Origin of the sequence: Serratia silvae, from assembly GCF_023282985.1 — a bacterium.
Lineage (GTDB): Bacteria > Pseudomonadota > Gammaproteobacteria > Enterobacterales > Enterobacteriaceae > Chania > Chania silvae.
The window spans coordinates 106,929-122,265 of record NZ_JAGQDC010000004.1; the positions used below are offsets into that span (position 1 = coordinate 106,929).

Here is a 15,337-nt window from a genome sequence, read left to right on the forward strand (position 1 = left end):
TTTGCCAGTTACGCCCAAATAGCGACCCGACACCCAATAAACTGACGCAAAGACTCAGGTGGGTGTAGCCAACAAGGATACATCCTGAAGTATGGCAGGCATATACCCCATCAGGGACAACGGATGACAAACCAACACTGAATACATTCCCCCCTCCTCACGTGCAATGAAGATAATTACGCAGCGCCTCCGAAAAACGGGCTTCTTTATCCGCCCCCAAGCGAGTTAGCGAAATGCTGTTTTTCATCATGTAATCAGGTTGATAGCGTGGACTGCCCGCTTTAGCAATAACCCTACAGATCTCCTGCTTACTATCATTACTTCCCATCAGATCCCCCAGAGCACTCCTTAGCTTTGTCTGCTGCGCATAGGTGAGTTTGACCAACGAACGTTCCGGCAATGCTGAATGCAAGTTACGGGCATAGTGCGTGTCCAGCATCCGAGCATCGTACCAACTATAAGTTCCGGCAAAGAGATAACTCATCGCCGCAGCCTTAAAATTATTTTGCGAGGCACACTGAATCATATTGTCATACCACTGAGGAGGCATAATTTCCCCCTCTGGCGCTGCGCTACCGGAACAACTCCAGGTCACACCGGTCACTAACCTGCCACGATTTTCGGTAAATTTATCCATCTGGCAGCCGCTAACAATAACCGCGCTCCCCAATATCAATCCAGTGAGAACAGCGCGCATCTTACCACTCCCTACTCGACTCATCCGTAGTTCCATCCGATGTGAGGATCTCCATTTTCCATTGCTCAATCATGAAGATCATCCCTAAATTCAGATCAACTTTGGCTGGAGAAAGCTGACTGAGTTCTTCCAGCGACAATACCTTGTCAATCTCTTGAGTTTCTTCATTTATCTGCTTGAGGTTGTTAATATTTTGGATATTATTCATCTGGCGTTTCTTGTACAGAGTGACATAACAATATTTCCCTTAACTTAGTGATACCATCATCAGACAAAGTATTAATAGAGAAATTAGCATAGTGGCTAATGACGCGATTGGTGATTTCCAACGTAATATCCTCAGGACAAAACTCAGCGATATTATTCTGAAAACGGATAACAAAACGATTTTCCACGTGATATTCGACGTGGACTTTCCAATTACGTTCTTTTTTTAGCAACTCTACCATTTTAGGTTTAAACTGATGACAACTTTCAGGAATAAGCAGCGAAACCGTTTCATTGGCGTCATTATACGCTTCAAAACCACTGCTCCATTCTTCCAGAACCGCAAGAAAAATATCGCTGGAGTTGAAAATTCCAGATAATAATGTTCTTACTTCCTCTTTAATTCGTTTATAAAATGCGAGTTCCCTGCTATTAGATTCGCGAAAATAATGCACCACCGCATCCGTCGCAGTCAGTATCCCATGTTCATAGCCCATCGCCCTGGCATGGTGATAAATCTCCTGCGCTTCATTATCGGCCGCTTTCACCAACATTTTCGCACGTCGCTGGGCTTCAGCTATCAGGGCATTATTCTGTTTCTGCTGGGCTACACCAGCTCGTTTCAGTAAGACCCCTTCGCTAGCATTATCGAGGAAGTTCGGTGATTTTTTATTTTGCATGTTGAATTGCCAATCGTAACAACAAAGGATCGGGCTGGAGCATTTCATCCAGTTCACAACAAACAACAGCTGCCTCAGAAAATAACAACGGCAGACGCTGGGTCACGGCCTGAGAAAGCACCCCCTGGTAAACCAATAACTCTTTAAATGCTTGATTCCACAATATTTCATGATTAAATCTCGCATCGGTAGCCGTTGAACTGCTGACCCAGTCCAACATGGCAAATTGCCGTACTCGAGTATCCAGGGAGATAATGTTTCCAGAAATGGCCAGGAGGCTACGTAAGCGTAAACAAGCCATCCTCAATGCCGCCTGCGGCAACAAAGACCAGTTCTGGATAAACAATGCCTCCAGGTTATTTTTCTTATTTACGCCATCGATTGGCAGCATAAACTGTGAGATCAAAATATCATTAATAACTGACTGGCAACGCACATTATTGAAGATGCTATCCATCTTGAATCGTTGAGGATGGATCCATGACAGAGGATCATACAAAAATTGATTAATTTTTTGTTGGTGCATCTCCCGTCTCCGTCGTTTCCCTGGAATGCCCGCTCTCATTCAACTTATGTACAGGGATATATTTCTTCAACCGACCCGGAATTCGATGTTGGTAACGACTATTCATCACAATGAATGTGATTGAAATCATAAATAGTATCCCCCCCGCAATAATGCTTATCCAAACGGTTAAGGGTACACCCTTATCGATCGGAGCATCTGCCGAAATTCTCTGAATGTCAGGAATACGGGAAACCACGACGGAAATATTATCATACTCAACATTATTAAAGCTGTTCTTTATAAACCGCTTCGCATCATTGATCAATAATGTCGCATCTTTTATGCTTTCATCATACTTCAGTAATGATGAGATATGCACCGGCAGCGATTTATTTCTTGCTTCTGATGCATTGAGCTCGTAACTCACATGTACACGGGTGCTAACGACGCCCTGCAAATTCAGCAACGATTGTTCAAGCCGCTGTTCAATCGCAGAGTAAAGTCTGGCACGTTCGGCAACAGGCGAGGACACCAGAGAATCAGAGGGAAACATCTGCGCAATTTCCACTCGTGGCCGGGCAGGTAGTTGATAGATGTTCATTAAATCAACGGCTGCCGCAAAATCTGTCGGATCGACGTTAATAATGTACCCTTCTTTATTAACCATGCTCTTGGTTGCGCGGATATTATTATGTTGTAACAGAGCTACCACTTCATTAGCCTGCCCCTGATCTAGCCCTTTTAGTAGTTCCTGCTGCTTACAGCCGGTTAGCAGGAATAGTAACGCAGGTATAATAAAAATATACTTTTTCATATTACGAACGCAATAACGTTTCAACTGCACTAACGCCTTTACGCGTCAGAGTACTGATAAGAGAAACCTGTAGGTTATAATCCGCAGTCCGCTGCTGTAATTTAAACAGCTCTGCCGGATCTGATGTCACACTATCCTGCTGTAACTTACTCAGGACAGCCTTTTGTTCAATTTGTGCTCCAGAGGCGGTCTGTGCATAGGCCCGAATCATTAATTCCTCAAGACTTTGCACATTGCTGTCTTCCATTGAGATATCAGCAATTTCTTTAAGTGCCCCAGTTGCCCCACTGCGAGACATATCCATAAGGTTTCTCCTGATATATTAGCGGAAGTTGGTAATGATAGCGGAGGCCACGTCTTTATACACCTTTACCACGTTGGACTGCGCATTACGATACAACGTATATTCTGACAGTTTCGACTGATATTGTGCCAGCAACTGCGGGTTAGAGGGATCGCTGACCAGATCATCAAGCGTTTTATCCAATAGCTTATTTAACTCTGTCACACCCTCGTCAAACTGTTCAGTTTTTCCACTCAGAAAGCCATTCCAGCCGCTTTCGCGGACATCGCCAACGCGCGTATTTTTATACATAGGTGATCCTCATAAAGGTTTAGGGAAATACCAGTGTCCTGGTGATATCTTGACATAACCACGGCTACCATATTTAAATGATTTACCTTTTAGCCAGTCATCTTTTACTTCAATTGCAAACTGAACATATTCACCTGACCATGATGAATAATAACTATCAATAAATGTTTTTAGCCGTTCAAATTCGCTATCGTCAAGGCTCCCCTGAATAACGAAAGTGACACTCTTTTTATTGTTTACCCGCGAATAAGGGACGGACACTTTCCGTAATCCCTGCTCTGCGATATCACTGACAAGTGCGTCTGAAACAAAGTTAAACTGTAACCTTTCCAGATAAGGGAATGCCTGCCGCGCAAAGCGAACAATATCCGCTTCGTTTAGGCTATTCAGCGTCGTGCGCTCACGACTTATTTCAATGGAGGGTTGACGCGGGACATCATAAACCACACGGTGCAACGGATAATGAGGGTATTTTGTGGCAAACCACTGTGTGACCTCATCGCTTACCCCTTGTCGTGTGAGAACCTTAACGGTTTTATCGGTCAGCGATTTCGCCAGCGTTTGGCTGGCCCACGCCTTACCTTTCACCTCGCTGGCAATGACATACATCACGCCATCTCGCCCCGAAATCACGTCATAGTCGCCAATGCCCGCGTTAAGGCGTGATGCCACGGAGGTTACTTCGCGCTGCTCACTGGTGGCATAGAACGCCCCCCCGATCACCAGGCTACCCGCCATCACCAGCGCAGCCAACCAGTAACGCGCTTTGCGAGACACGTCAGGCAAGTCATTATCTTGCGGCTCTGAGGGTTGAAAATGTTCAATCTCTTCGCTAAAGCGTTCATCGGCATAGCGCAACGCCAACTTTAATGAACCCACGCAGATAATCTGGTTAACCGACAACGCGGACTCATGGATTTCATCATCCTCCAGCTGTCGCAGCCTTATCGCCGCCTCCGGAACATCTTCAATATCAACTTCAAAGTTAAAGCATTCCGTTTTTGACGGAATAAAAATCATATTCTCCGCCAGCACGGTTCCCTGATGATGGCACTGTAATTCGTTGTCATCCGTCACTAGAAAGAGCGTGCGGCCGATAGGCAAGCGAAACTCACAGCCGCGCAGTACACCACTGAGCAGGCGAATGATGACATTATTTTTTTCCGGGGAACTATCAGATATTATCATCGTAACCGTTACGCCCAATCAAGGGTATCTCAAAGGAATATTTAAATCAGCGTAACAATAACCCCCGCCTCAATCCTGATTGAAAAATAATGAAGAACAGTCATGAAACTCAAATAATTAAGCTATACCCCTTAATTATCAGTGAAGTGATAACGTCATACGTGATCCGAAAAATAGCGCATGTCGCTGTTACGATTTTCCTGACTCGCCTGGGAATTGATCACGTTCGCACACTGCGGACCAGCCCTGACTTGGGCATCGCAGTGTCATAAAGGGAATACTTTTGGATTATCTGTTCCGGTGCGTCCTGCGCCATGGCTCTTACTCTCCTGGACAACCGGTCTTGTTTTTAAGCGGTTACTGACCATTCTTGACGAATATGAGCTTATCGTCTGATCAACCATTTCAACAACGCTAAAAAAGAAGCCGCAACATTATCTGCTACGGCCTTCTTAACAGCTTAACTAACAAGCATTACACCCACGGGGCGTGGTACACTTGGGCACTCGCTCAGAAGCATAACTGTCCCTTTCTGATGACATTTCGGTTCAAAAGATACGTTACATATAGAGCGATCACCTGAGAATGAGACTCAATGGGTTGATAGTCTTTTAATACCGCCATATGGGTTAAATGCTGCCTGGCAATAACCATTTTTTTATGAAAGAAAAGTTGCCGTTCTTCATCAAAAGACAACTCATCATCCTCGATATCATACTCAACGTCATTAGCATGATCGATAATGTTACGCCGGCAAACATTTGCCGCCACTGAAATGCTCTTTAGCCTCACGTCCTGAAACAGATTATATTTCAGTAACAGGTTTGAGACCATGGTATCCGTTATGCCCTGAGGACCGCCAACCTTCATTTCTACTCCCCTGAACTAGAACGTGTCGTTACCAGATCATAGATGTCTGCCACTGTATTAACAGACTGCATATCATGCTCCGTAAACACGAATCCAAACGCACTTTCCAACTCAATAGCGATATCTATCAGTGCAATCGAATCGGCCATCAGGTCAATAACCAGGTGTTTCTCCGGTGTGATATTCGCAATATCCACACCGGTACAACGCATCAGGATCTCATCAACTTCCTTCAATTCTCCTCCTGGGCAACACATTGCAGGCAAAAATGATTTACCGTTACCTGGCTAGTTCCAGACTTTCTGCCCAGCCGAGCCTACTGAGCCGATAACAGTCGCGTCGGCGGTGGATTTAGTCCATCCACCCTGGGAGGAGCGAGACCACCCACCCTTAGTACGGCTTTCGTCAGGGGCTGTATTCCCAGCAACTTCAGACGCTTCCCGGTTATCATCAATAACTTTGGCATTGCTTTTCTGCCAGAAGTCAGGCATTTCCCTGTTATCGTCAATCGCTTTAGCGTCACTTTCCTGCCGGAAGTCAGGGGCTGACGTTACAACCTTGGTGAGATTATATTTCCCCGTCGCAGCTGATCGATTTGATATATCTTGAGTCTGCAAACGGTCGTTGCCAGTGGGCTGCAAATCACCAGCACTCAATGGGCTTTTGGCCGCTACTGACCAATGTGTTTTTCCTTCTGCATCAATGCTGCGCGACCATCCAGCCATCGTTTCAGGGCGAGCTGTATTCATCCCCTTGTTATCGTTAGCTTTCATGTTTCCAGCGGTGTTGAGCGCGTTTTTCCGTCCAGCGAGACCAACGCTACTGTCGACAACATCCGTTACGAACTGAGTTCCGCGGCTCAATGACCTCAAGTCCGGGGCGGAAACGCTCCTACGCAAGGTAGCCGGTTTCTCGTTGACAAGCAGATCGGCAGTGCTCACTGAATTACTGCGCGAGAAATTGCCAGAGCGTTGGCTGAACGAACCGACTGAACCCACAAAAGTGGTTCTAAGCCTCTCCTCCAATGAACGCGGTGTATCTGCTTTGACCGTATCCTGCCCTTCCAGACTAGCTGCTGTATCCTTCCCTACTACAGACAGAGAATCCCCAGATCGCAATGAGTTGCCATTAAAGGGAGTAGTATTTATCGCGTGACTCCGTGCAGGAGACTGTGTGTGGACTTGTTCGTGGCTGGCCATCAACTGCGGCTGAATACTCCTCTCGAGTCGCGATACGGTCTCCGCCATGACATCCGGCCTGCCCTCTGGGATACCCTCTAACCGTGATGCATCTGTAGGCTCGGAAACGGGGTTTTGGCGTTCAACCACTGGCGCAATGACTGATTGCAGGGGACTGGCAGCACTCGTCTTAACCTGTTCAGCGGGCTGCGTATGTTGCGCCTTCCCAGAGGTATCAACATTAGTGACCGCAGTCATGCGCTCCGCCATGATACCACTCAGCCGGTCAACCGCATCTGTAAGCTTAGTGAAGTCAACCGATACGTTAACGTTGTTAACAGGATTGAAAACTTGATGGTTACTGTTAACCGGGTTGCCGGACAGCGGGTTAGAAGGTTGCCCCTGAGGAAGCACTGCGGGAGCCCCATAGTGTACCGCCGCAGGTAAGGCTTCCGGAACCGCAGGCTGTGGCACCACGGCATCGGGTGCCCGTGCATTATTCCCGTCGACATCGATAGTGGTATTTTTTAATAACTCGATAGCCGATAGCTGCGCACCAAATGTGTCTGCCCACTTGGTAAAAGGACACTGGTTCGTATGCGTCGAAATAATATCAAGCTGCCCCTGAAGACTCTTCATATCTTTCTTGAAAATATCCCCGTGGAGTGCCGTATTCACATCAATATTGATGTTATTTTTTTTGGCTTCGCCAGCAATGACATCGGCAATATCTTTATCTATACAAAAACCGCCCAGGCTATCAGCAAAATTAGCCATTTCTTTCTTGAGCTGGTTAACGGGATTGTCACGTATTTCCGACTTTGCAAAGCGGCTATCAACATCCAGTTGAGGATCTTTATCCAGAAGCTTAGCCAGACGCTCGCTGAATCCAACCACCGTCGATTTGACGCCTTCATCGCCAGCATGGTGCTTATAGAGGTTTGCCAGCGCGATAGCCATATTTCCAACCCCATCCTTGGCAGACTCCGCTTTGGCAGAATTAATCTGCTTAAGGTATTCCTCCCCGCTTTTAGTCTTCTGCGAGGTAATGCCCTTGTTGCCCCCGCTACCAAACAAGGTCTCTAACGAGTTGGTGAGGAGCTGTGTTTTTAATTTTTCTTTATTCGGTAACACGTCGATGAGTTTAGCCAGCTCGGCTTTTGAATCAGCACCACGGTACACTATCGGCCCAGATTTCGCACGTTCAAGGGAACCGGCCATACACTCACGCAACGTTTTTTCGTTCCCCTGACAAAGTGGTTTTTCAGGAGCATTCCCCGAAGATTTCAGCCTGCTTGCCAGATCCGTGGGCTCATTTTTATGTCCAGCAAGATCAAGAGCTCTAATAAAAGTACTCGCCCCTGCGCTATTCAGTGGTTGCATATAGAACGCCTCAAATATTAAAGAAAGATTTATCTGACTCAAGGAGACTACTGATCGTCCCGCTTAATATTTTAACCAGGTTTTCATAAGTCGAGTTAGCGCCAGCATATTTCTGTACGACAGTCTGCAGCCCAGTCTGAAGATTACCTTTCTGCTGATCAAAACTGCTCTGCCACGCAGACCATTCAACGGTGCTCATGAACTTGACATAAGAACTAGTTGGCGCTTCAGGGTACCTCACCGGAAGCTTATCTTTTATATTCTGAACGGCGGAAGTATCCATCGTCACAACATATTGCCCATTAGACAGTTTCTTAACACAGTGGGCAGGCAGACCAAACTGATTCGCCCATGCTTCGGCCTCAGCCTTGCTGCCACCCGATGTTACTCTATCGCTGCCGTTGCCACTCTGTTTAGGAAAAAGGGTTGCACTTTTTGTCGGTTTAGAAACATCATATTTTTTGAGAAGCTTATTAAGTGCCTTGTAAACGTTGCCTCCCTCAAATTGTATATCACCATCCTCGTCTACTTTTACATTATTAGCAATTATATTAACAATATCCTTGCTAAAATCAGCAAAGAATTCATTATATTTAGCCACCCCTTCCTGGAAGGTTTTTAGATACTCTTCATTCATATCTTTAATACTATCGGCCAGCTTGTCCCCCAACTCCCAGCTGGATAAGGGGTATTTATCTGCCCCCCTGGGTATTGCAGGAGGGATCGCCGATGAACGTGCCGTACTTCTGCCTGCACGTTGCTCAATCACTCCCGACAACTGTGCTTCATCCATATTTTCCAGCAACGTGGTATTCCATTCATTGATGAGATGGCGGGCTTCCAGCTGTTGAGAATGGTGTAAAACGCCGATAAGCGTGGCGGCTTTGGTTAGATCGTTAGCCCCCAGAGTGGGCTGATGACAATAAGCGTCCAATCGCTGGGAATAACCTTCATTTGCCGTGCGATAACCGTGGCTCGCCGGAGTATTGTTGCGAATAGCATGTGAAGCAGTAGCGCTAGGGGGGGTATCCGCCAGCGTATTACTCGATGTTTCACACTCAGAGGGATTAATATCAATAACTGTGGGTAGCACAAATTGATGGAGTGTGGCGGAAACAGTAGCCATTTATCTCTCCTTTAAATCAGTAACGATCCCTTACGGGATAATGCCTGTCAGTTAGGCAATCACAGGCGCAATAATTACAGCACCATACTTATGGTAACGCCCCCTCTCCTTTTGGCAGGGGGCATAGTGAGAAACTCTGCTTTGAGCAATACCATCGAGTTAGCCTTAACTGGCTGGTATTACCTCACGGGGCATTCTTATACTCTGAACGATCCGGCATCAACGCGCGCTTTGCTTTCAGACTCTAACTTCAGTAGCTCCTGAGTCAACTCCCGAATAGCCTCCGAATTCTTACGTTTGGCATCGGCCATCTCACTCATGGTGTTCGCGTCATTATCACGCAGTCTTGCTTCGCCCCTATCGGCGGCCTCCCCAACCACAAAGCTACTCCCCGCCATATTGCCCATGCTACCGGACATGCTCGTCAAGGCATTGGCCCCCTGAGACATATAATTCGCTTGATCGACTTTCTTGGCATGACGCTGTAACAGATCACTTGAACGGTTAAGCAGCGGCTCCGCGTTCTTCATCAGAGTCGCACTCCCCTTAGCTTCATTCATTAAACGCCCAGCATTAGCTTTATCCATCAACCCCGGCGTCTGGTTCAGCTTGACGCTGCGGGCATTGGTATGAATACTTTTCGACGCCAGCCCCGCCCCACCCAACGACGCCGAGAAATTGGTAGTAAAACTGGTAACGTTAGAATTGTACTGTTTCTGTGCTGCATCATTTAATTTATCAACGCCGCCCTCAGTGCTCTCGCGCGCCAGCTTGGTCGCCGTGTTCTGCTGCGAGACTTCCGCATCACCGAATTTCTTCAGGGTTTCCCTGATCAGAGTACCAATCTCATCAAATTTGCTGCCATAACCTTCATTTAGTTTGCCGACGTTAAATCCACGACTCCCTTCGGCAGCTACCGGCCCCAGCGTCGCTTGCGCTGCGGCGCTGCTGCGAGTAGCAGCGTTGGCCGTGGTGTTCGCTGCAGAAGAGATCGGCGCATCCGCTTTATGCTGGGTAAGGGTTTTATCGCCAGCAACCGTAACCTGACTCAGACACTGGCTGATCTGCGCGGTGGTCTGGGCAAGCTGATCCTTATCTACGTTCTTTTTCGGCTCTCTGATGCCAGCTCCAGTCAGCGCTTTGGTATTAGCACTCTCGGCGTCCTTGATGATTACCGCCGAGTTGGGTTTAACGGCATCACTCTTTTTCAGTGCACCGGGCTCCATAGTTTCGGCATGGCTGATTGCCGACTGATATTGCGTAGTAATCAAGCTGGCGGAAGTATTTGAAATAGACATTATTCTCTCCTGGTTATTAAGCGTGAACGTTACGTAAAATTTGCATTCCAGTATCCTGGCTCTTTTGTAACATGGTCGTCAGTACCGAACGCATATCCTGTGCTACTTTTTCCTGCTGGGTGAAAACGGCCAAGACATTATCAATATCCTTTTTAACCAATGCAGTATCGAATTTCGCCATATTGAATTCAGCAACCGTGTTCGCCATCTCTTTTTCAACATTGGCCACGCTGATATCCATCACCCCCTTAACGCCAACATTTGTGACATTAAGCCCTTGCTCGGCATAGCCCAGCCCGTTCATTGACGTTTGTAACAAACGATTCATTTTTTCCGGTGAGTCAATACGCATCGCTTTTGAAATAGACCCCTTCATCGAGGACGATACCTTGCCAAACTGGTTACTCACCTTACCGGCGACTTTGGAAAGCTGTTGACTGAGCTGCGTGGCGGCTTTTGATGCCACGGCAGAGAGTTGCTTCGCTCCGTTTTGCACAAACTTGGGCAGGACTTTTTTCACCGCCTGTGACACCGCCGTCTTAACCGACTGTCCCAACGCGCTGGTTAATACGTTCCCCATCTTCTGAAAGGCAAACTTCGCCGCAGATTTGGCCACCATCGTTAGTGCAACCACCGCCGCCAGCGAAACCGCGACGGTGACGATGGTTTTAATGGTATCGAATGAATCCATTATTTTCTCCCGATCCAGTTTCACTCCCCCGGCGGCTTCCATTAGATCGAGGATGCCACCCACGACGAAATCGAGCACTGCGCTGACGATATCGCGAACCACATTCATTAATGGGGATATCACATACTCCATCAACGGATCCATGACCATACTGGTAAGCGATTTTCCGGTTACAGCTTCGGTAATCGCATCGGCGGCCATCAGGCCAATACCAACGGCCATCAGCGCCACACCCGCACCGCCGAAAATGGAGGTTATCGCCCCTATGGCAATAGCAAGCCCACCGAGGACTTTGCCGATACAGCCAGCGGTCTTTTGCGCTTCTTCCGCTTTGCGTACCTGCTCGTCGTATTCAGCGGCTTTCTTCAGCATCTCCTCCTGGCGGGCCGCCGCACGCTTATTGTTGATAGCCATATCGGACTTCAACTTGTCGACGCTGCTTTCACCCATTTGTTTAATCAAAACGGCAAGCATTTTGATCATGATGCCGGTAGCATTCAGCACAGACTCTGAATGCTCCACCGCACTTTTTTGAACGCCCAATTTCGTCGCAGGAATATCCCCATACTTCTTATTCATCTCTTTAACTTTTTTATTTAAGTCTTCAAGACTCTTCTGCGCGCTATCTTTCTTTTCCACTACCGTTGCTTTGGCACTGTTATACTGTGCGGTTTTCTGGGTAACATCTTTTTCAGCCTGCGCAATTTGCCCTTCCAGCTTATCGATCTGCTCTTTGTTTTTGGACGTTTCAGGTTTCTTTTTAAGCTCCGCCAGGTCTCCCTTGAGGTCGTTCAGGCTATCTTTCGCTTTGTCGAGCGACGCTTTGGCCGAGGTTAACGTACTGGTGCTATCTTTCAGCTCCTTCTGCAACGCCTCGTTCTCTTCCGTCATCTTTTCCAGTTCAGCGGAGAGTTTTTCTGCTGCCTTGGCATTCGCTTCTGACTGGGCGCTGAATATCGCCAGCCGGTTTTTCAGCGTATCGGTGGCCATAGAGTTCGAGAGCAGCCCCAGCTTGGTCAGCATTAAAAGCAACTTGCCACTGTTACTCAGTTGGCTATCCGGTTTACGCAGTGCCGGTCCTTGCAGATTGATTTCATCAGCGAGATAGATCTCCTCCGTACTCTCGGCAATCACTTCCTGTGCCTGTTCATTAATCTTTTGCGCTTGCGCCGGTTCAATTCGGCCTTTCCCGTAGGCTACCCGCTTTAACTCTAGGGAGGCCGAGTCACCAGGGTTAGCAGGGATTAATTGTTCTATTTGGGGTTTAGTTACGATTGCAGCCATAGCGTCCTCATCATTAGTCAGCGTCTTCTTCAGACGGTGATCCATTGTTACTCTGCATACTCTCAGCGTGGTTTTTTCTGATGGTTTCAGAATAGGCCACCGCACGTTTTATCAGTGTCTCATCTTCGCAACGCCTGATAATAATATCGAAACACTGCAATGCCTTGGCGATATTACCAAGAAGCAACTGACACTGACCGGAGAAAAATACCGGAATGAAATTTTTATCTGCTAGAACATATGCCAATGCATAAATATCACAGGCTTTAAGATAGTTTTTGCTTAGCTGATACACTGCACCAAGGCCGATAAAGTAATCAGGATTTTTCAAATCGTACATACAGAGAAATTTGAAAAAACGTTCAGCCTCGTGTAACTTTCCGCTTTGGTAACACTGATAGGCATGCGCATAAATATTCTCCATGGCATCCTCAGAAATACCGTGAACTTCTTTTAGCGTCGCCCCCCCATTCATTACCAACAGAATCATCTGTTCCATCTCGTTTGCGGAAAGATCACCAGTTTTCTGAATCATATAATTGCCTTAAATTATCTGGACTCGTCACTGCACCTGCAATGACAGTATTAGAACACACGGCCCACAAGCGATCATTCAAAGAACGCTCATTCTGTTTTACTCGTCACTGGCGCTGTGCTCTCCTTCTTATCAACAACCGATCCCGCCGCCGTGGCTTCATCATCGGGCTGATTTTCGTACATCCAGGCGCTTTCCACCTGCTCCAACCAAATAAGAATTTTGAAAATATCGTCGATTTCGTCGAGGCCAACGAACGAGTAGCGTTTATGGGTGTTAAAGATGTGGCGCGCCAAGGCGATATTCTCAACCACCGGCACACCGACTTCTTCTGCATAGGCCCGCACCGCCAAGGCCCGTTGATTGGTTTCCATAACCGAGATAAACGGAATGTTCATCATCTCTGCATTAATATAAATGCCCACCGCAATATGGGTTGGGTTGGCAATAATCACTTTGGAGTTCTTCACATCGGATTTCACCTGCTCGGAAAGCAGCTCCGAGTGTACCTGTTTGCGTTTTGACTTGATTTCCGGGTTGCCATCCTGTTCTTTATGTTCGCGCTTCACCTCCTGCTTATCCATTTTTAAATCTTTAATATGCAGAAAATATTCAGCCAATGCATCCAGCACCACCACCATCATGCCAAACAACAGGCACGTCATGACCATTGATGATAAAAAACCGGCCCAGACGTGAAACAGCTGCCCTATTGGCATATTTATTTGAGAAAACAACTTGGCTTTTTCATTATGCCAAAAAACAACACCAGCAAAACAAAATCCGGTAAGAAATAAAATTGACTTTACGGCATCTTTTACGGTTCTTAGGCTGAACATTTTTTTAAATCCATTTACCGGATTTAATGATGAAAAATTCAACTTCAGCGCCTTACTTGCCAGTAAAAAACCGGTTTGTAGTAACGTCGGCAGCGTTGCCGCAACCACACATAACCCGATAAACGGAAGCAGTATTTTTAAACCAGCCAGTACCACCACATTGCCATAGCTGTGAAAGTCCTGGCTAAAATTATTGACAATCGCCAGCCGCCAAACGTCGGTTAGGGTCGAAAAGTCAATAAAACGCAATAAATATCCCATCCCCACCAGTAACAAACAGGTGATCACCAGCTCTTTGCTTTTAAAGGATTGGCCTTTCTGCGCGGCATCTTTGATTTTTTTCGCCGTTGGCTTTTCTGTTTTATTTCCTGACACCGGTCTTCTCCCTCAGCCACATAAACTGATCACCAACTGCGCATCATTTCTGGTAATAGCTGCAATGACTGGATCCTGTCCGGAAACACCGGCGAAAAATATAAAATAAGTAAGAAAAATGCCACGATGCTTTTCACTGTCAGTGCCAGAGAAAAGGCATTAAGTTGGGGGGCGTAGCGTGCCAACATCCCAAGAAGGATTTCGGTTAAAATAAACGACGCGACCAAAGGGCTGGCCAATACGATAGCCGCTTCAACCAGTTTGACGATAAACGGCAGCAAAACTTTTATTGACGGAAAATCCAGTACCTGCGGCGGCCATAATTTATAGCTTTGTTCAAAGACTTCCAGCAGTAGCAACATTCCGCCGCTTTGTAGCACCACCACAGCGGCAAACAGGTTAAACAAATTCGCCAGTTCCGAGGTATCGACGCCGCTCACCGGATCCATATTACTACTCAACGTTGCCCCTCGCTGGTTATCGATAATACTACCGGCGGCATGCATTACCCAGATGGGAAACACCAGAAACAACCCGATAAACAACCCAATCGCCAACTCTTTCACCACCAGGAATAGCAACATCCCCTCTTGTCCGCTCCAAGCAATGGATGAAACCTCACCTGGCCATAATGCGGCACCGATCAGCCCCGCCACCGGCATACGAATCGCCCCCGTGAGAACGCTATTGTTCAGGAACGGCAAAATCATAAATGCGGGCATAATGCGCGCCATCACCAGCGCCATCGCAAATAACCCGTCATGTAGCTGAAAAAAAAGATGTGTTTGCATAGCCGATTAGCGCGATAGTGCCAGCGACAGCACTTCCCTAGCAAATCCGAGTAGCGTATCGCCATACCAGCCAGCTAGCAGAAAGAGTGTCACAATGACGCTTAATAATTTCAAACCGAAAGGCAGTGTCTGCTCCTGTAATTGCGTTACAGTCTGGATAAGCCCGACAATCAGCCCCACCACCGTAGCCACCACAATCGGCAGGGAGGACAGTATTAACACCAGATAGAGCGCCTTATTTCCGGCAAAGGTTATTTCATTCATAGATGGCGATTCCT

The 15,337-nt window shown here is 47.1% G+C and carries 18 protein-coding genes; all 18 read right to left on the reverse strand.

The window, feature by feature from the left end; genetic code table 11:
* Positions 1 to 157: 157 nt before the first annotated feature.
* The 18 genes from KAJ71_RS07035 to KAJ71_RS07120 all read right to left on the reverse strand — a co-directional run bounded on the left by KAJ71_RS07035 (position 158) and on the right by KAJ71_RS07120 (position 15,323).
* Complete coding sequence (locus KAJ71_RS07035; protein WP_248945056.1) at positions 158 to 697, reverse strand: hypothetical protein; 540 nt, start codon at positions 695 to 697, stop codon at positions 158 to 160.
* A gap of 1 nt (position 698) precedes the next feature.
* On the reverse strand, positions 699 to 905 hold the full coding sequence (locus tag KAJ71_RS07040; RefSeq protein ID WP_248945057.1) for a hypothetical protein: 207 nt from the start codon (positions 903 to 905) through the stop codon (positions 699 to 701).
* On the reverse strand, positions 898 to 1,584 hold the full coding sequence (locus KAJ71_RS07045) for a hypothetical protein (RefSeq protein WP_248945058.1): 687 nt from the start codon (positions 1,582 to 1,584) through the stop codon (positions 898 to 900). The genes KAJ71_RS07040 and KAJ71_RS07045 overlap by 8 nt, the downstream gene beginning before the upstream one ends.
* Positions 1,574 to 2,110, reverse strand: coding sequence for an OrgA/MxiK family T3SS sorting platform protein (locus tag KAJ71_RS07050; protein ID WP_248945059.1), 537 nt, complete (start codon positions 2,108 to 2,110; stop codon positions 1,574 to 1,576). The genes KAJ71_RS07045 and KAJ71_RS07050 overlap by 11 nt, the downstream gene beginning before the upstream one ends.
* The gene (locus KAJ71_RS07055) at positions 2,091 to 2,906 is read right to left on the reverse strand and encodes an EscJ/YscJ/HrcJ family type III secretion inner membrane ring protein (RefSeq protein ID WP_248945060.1); all 816 of its coding nucleotides are present in this window, start codon (positions 2,904 to 2,906) and stop codon (positions 2,091 to 2,093) included. Before KAJ71_RS07055 ends, KAJ71_RS07050 begins: the two co-directional genes overlap by 20 nt.
* A gap of 1 nt (position 2,907) precedes the next feature.
* Positions 2,908 to 3,210, reverse strand: coding sequence for a type III secretion system inner rod subunit SctI (gene sctI / locus KAJ71_RS07060; protein ID WP_248945061.1), 303 nt, complete (start codon positions 3,208 to 3,210; stop codon positions 2,908 to 2,910).
* An 18-nt stretch (positions 3,211 to 3,228) separates the two neighbouring features.
* Positions 3,229 to 3,501, reverse strand: coding sequence for a type III secretion system needle complex protein (locus KAJ71_RS07065; RefSeq protein ID WP_248945062.1), 273 nt, complete (start codon positions 3,499 to 3,501; stop codon positions 3,229 to 3,231).
* Positions 3,502 to 3,510: 9 nt separating this feature from the next.
* Positions 3,511 to 4,689, reverse strand: a complete 1,179-nt coding sequence (locus tag KAJ71_RS07070; protein ID WP_248945063.1) for a PrgH/EprH family type III secretion apparatus protein — start codon at positions 4,687 to 4,689, stop codon at positions 3,511 to 3,513.
* Positions 4,690 to 5,199: 510 nt separating this feature from the next.
* Entirely contained in the window at positions 5,200 to 5,559 is a 360-nt protein-coding gene (locus KAJ71_RS07075) for a hypothetical protein (RefSeq protein WP_248945064.1), read from the reverse strand.
* A gap of 2 nt (positions 5,560 to 5,561) precedes the next feature.
* Positions 5,562 to 5,795, reverse strand: a complete 234-nt coding sequence (locus KAJ71_RS07080) for a phosphopantetheine-binding protein (protein WP_248945065.1) — start codon at positions 5,793 to 5,795, stop codon at positions 5,562 to 5,564.
* Positions 5,796 to 5,846: 51 nt separating this feature from the next.
* Positions 5,847 to 8,162 carry a hypothetical protein gene (locus KAJ71_RS07085; protein WP_248945066.1) on the reverse strand — a complete coding sequence of 772 codons (2,316 nt, stop codon included), beginning with the start codon at positions 8,160 to 8,162 and terminating at the stop codon, positions 5,847 to 5,849.
* Positions 8,131 to 9,246, reverse strand: a complete 1,116-nt coding sequence (locus tag KAJ71_RS07090) for an IpaD/SipD/SspD family type III secretion system needle tip protein (RefSeq protein WP_248945067.1) — start codon at positions 9,244 to 9,246, stop codon at positions 8,131 to 8,133. The genes KAJ71_RS07085 and KAJ71_RS07090 overlap by 32 nt, the downstream gene beginning before the upstream one ends.
* Positions 9,247 to 9,443: 197 nt before the next feature.
* On the reverse strand, positions 9,444 to 10,544 hold the full coding sequence (locus KAJ71_RS07095; protein WP_248945068.1) for a hypothetical protein: 1,101 nt from the start codon (positions 10,542 to 10,544) through the stop codon (positions 9,444 to 9,446).
* 16 nt (positions 10,545 to 10,560) lie between these two features.
* A complete protein-coding gene (gene sctE, locus KAJ71_RS07100; RefSeq protein ID WP_248945069.1) occupies positions 10,561 to 12,564 on the reverse strand; it encodes a type III secretion system translocon subunit SseC family protein in 2,004 nt (667 codons plus the stop codon).
* Complete coding sequence (gene sicA, locus KAJ71_RS07105) at positions 12,533 to 13,054, reverse strand: type III secretion system translocator chaperone SicA (RefSeq protein WP_248945070.1); 522 nt, start codon at positions 13,052 to 13,054, stop codon at positions 12,533 to 12,535. Before sicA ends, sctE begins: the two co-directional genes overlap by 32 nt.
* 89 nt (positions 13,055 to 13,143) lie before the next feature.
* Positions 13,144 to 14,268 carry an EscU/YscU/HrcU family type III secretion system export apparatus switch protein gene (locus KAJ71_RS07110; RefSeq protein ID WP_248945071.1) on the reverse strand — a complete coding sequence of 375 codons (1,125 nt, stop codon included), beginning with the start codon at positions 14,266 to 14,268 and terminating at the stop codon, positions 13,144 to 13,146.
* Between the two features lie 29 nt (positions 14,269 to 14,297).
* The gene (gene sctT / locus KAJ71_RS07115; RefSeq protein WP_248945072.1) at positions 14,298 to 15,059 is read right to left on the reverse strand and encodes a type III secretion system export apparatus subunit SctT; all 762 of its coding nucleotides are present in this window, start codon (positions 15,057 to 15,059) and stop codon (positions 14,298 to 14,300) included.
* Between the two features lie 6 nt (positions 15,060 to 15,065).
* On the reverse strand, positions 15,066 to 15,323 hold the full coding sequence (locus tag KAJ71_RS07120; protein ID WP_248945073.1) for an EscS/YscS/HrcS family type III secretion system export apparatus protein: 258 nt from the start codon (positions 15,321 to 15,323) through the stop codon (positions 15,066 to 15,068).
* Positions 15,324 to 15,337 lie beyond the last annotated feature (14 nt).

Coding starts and splice junctions, on each gene's coding strand:
- KAJ71_RS07120 (WP_248945073.1), bottom strand. CDS start 15,323: ATGAATGAAATAACCTTTGCCGGAAATAAGGCGCTCTATCTGGTGTTA.
- KAJ71_RS07095 (WP_248945068.1), bottom strand. CDS start 10,544: ATGTCTATTTCAAATACTTCCGCCAGCTTGATTACTACGCAATATCAG.
- sctT (WP_248945072.1), bottom strand. CDS start 15,059: ATGCAAACACATCTTTTTTTTCAGCTACATGACGGGTTATTTGCGATG.
- KAJ71_RS07040 (WP_248945057.1), bottom strand. CDS start 905: ATGAATAATATCCAAAATATTAACAACCTCAAGCAGATAAATGAAGAA.
- KAJ71_RS07050 (WP_248945059.1), bottom strand. CDS start 2,110: ATGCACCAACAAAAAATTAATCAATTTTTGTATGATCCTCTGTCATGG.
- sctE (WP_248945069.1), bottom strand. CDS start 12,564: ATGGATCACCGTCTGAAGAAGACGCTGACTAATGATGAGGACGCTATG.
- KAJ71_RS07070 (WP_248945063.1), bottom strand. CDS start 4,689: ATGATAATATCTGATAGTTCCCCGGAAAAAAATAATGTCATCATTCGC.
- KAJ71_RS07035 (WP_248945056.1), bottom strand. CDS start 697: ATGCGCGCTGTTCTCACTGGATTGATATTGGGGAGCGCGGTTATTGTT.
- sctI (WP_248945061.1), bottom strand. CDS start 3,210: ATGGATATGTCTCGCAGTGGGGCAACTGGGGCACTTAAAGAAATTGCT.
- sicA (WP_248945070.1), bottom strand. CDS start 13,054: ATGATTCAGAAAACTGGTGATCTTTCCGCAAACGAGATGGAACAGATG.
- KAJ71_RS07075 (WP_248945064.1), bottom strand. CDS start 5,559: ATGAAGGTTGGCGGTCCTCAGGGCATAACGGATACCATGGTCTCAAAC.
- KAJ71_RS07055 (WP_248945060.1), bottom strand. CDS start 2,906: ATGAAAAAGTATATTTTTATTATACCTGCGTTACTATTCCTGCTAACC.
- KAJ71_RS07065 (WP_248945062.1), bottom strand. CDS start 3,501: ATGTATAAAAATACGCGCGTTGGCGATGTCCGCGAAAGCGGCTGGAAT.
- KAJ71_RS07045 (WP_248945058.1), bottom strand. CDS start 1,584: ATGCAAAATAAAAAATCACCGAACTTCCTCGATAATGCTAGCGAAGGG.
- KAJ71_RS07090 (WP_248945067.1), bottom strand. CDS start 9,246: ATGGCTACTGTTTCCGCCACACTCCATCAATTTGTGCTACCCACAGTT.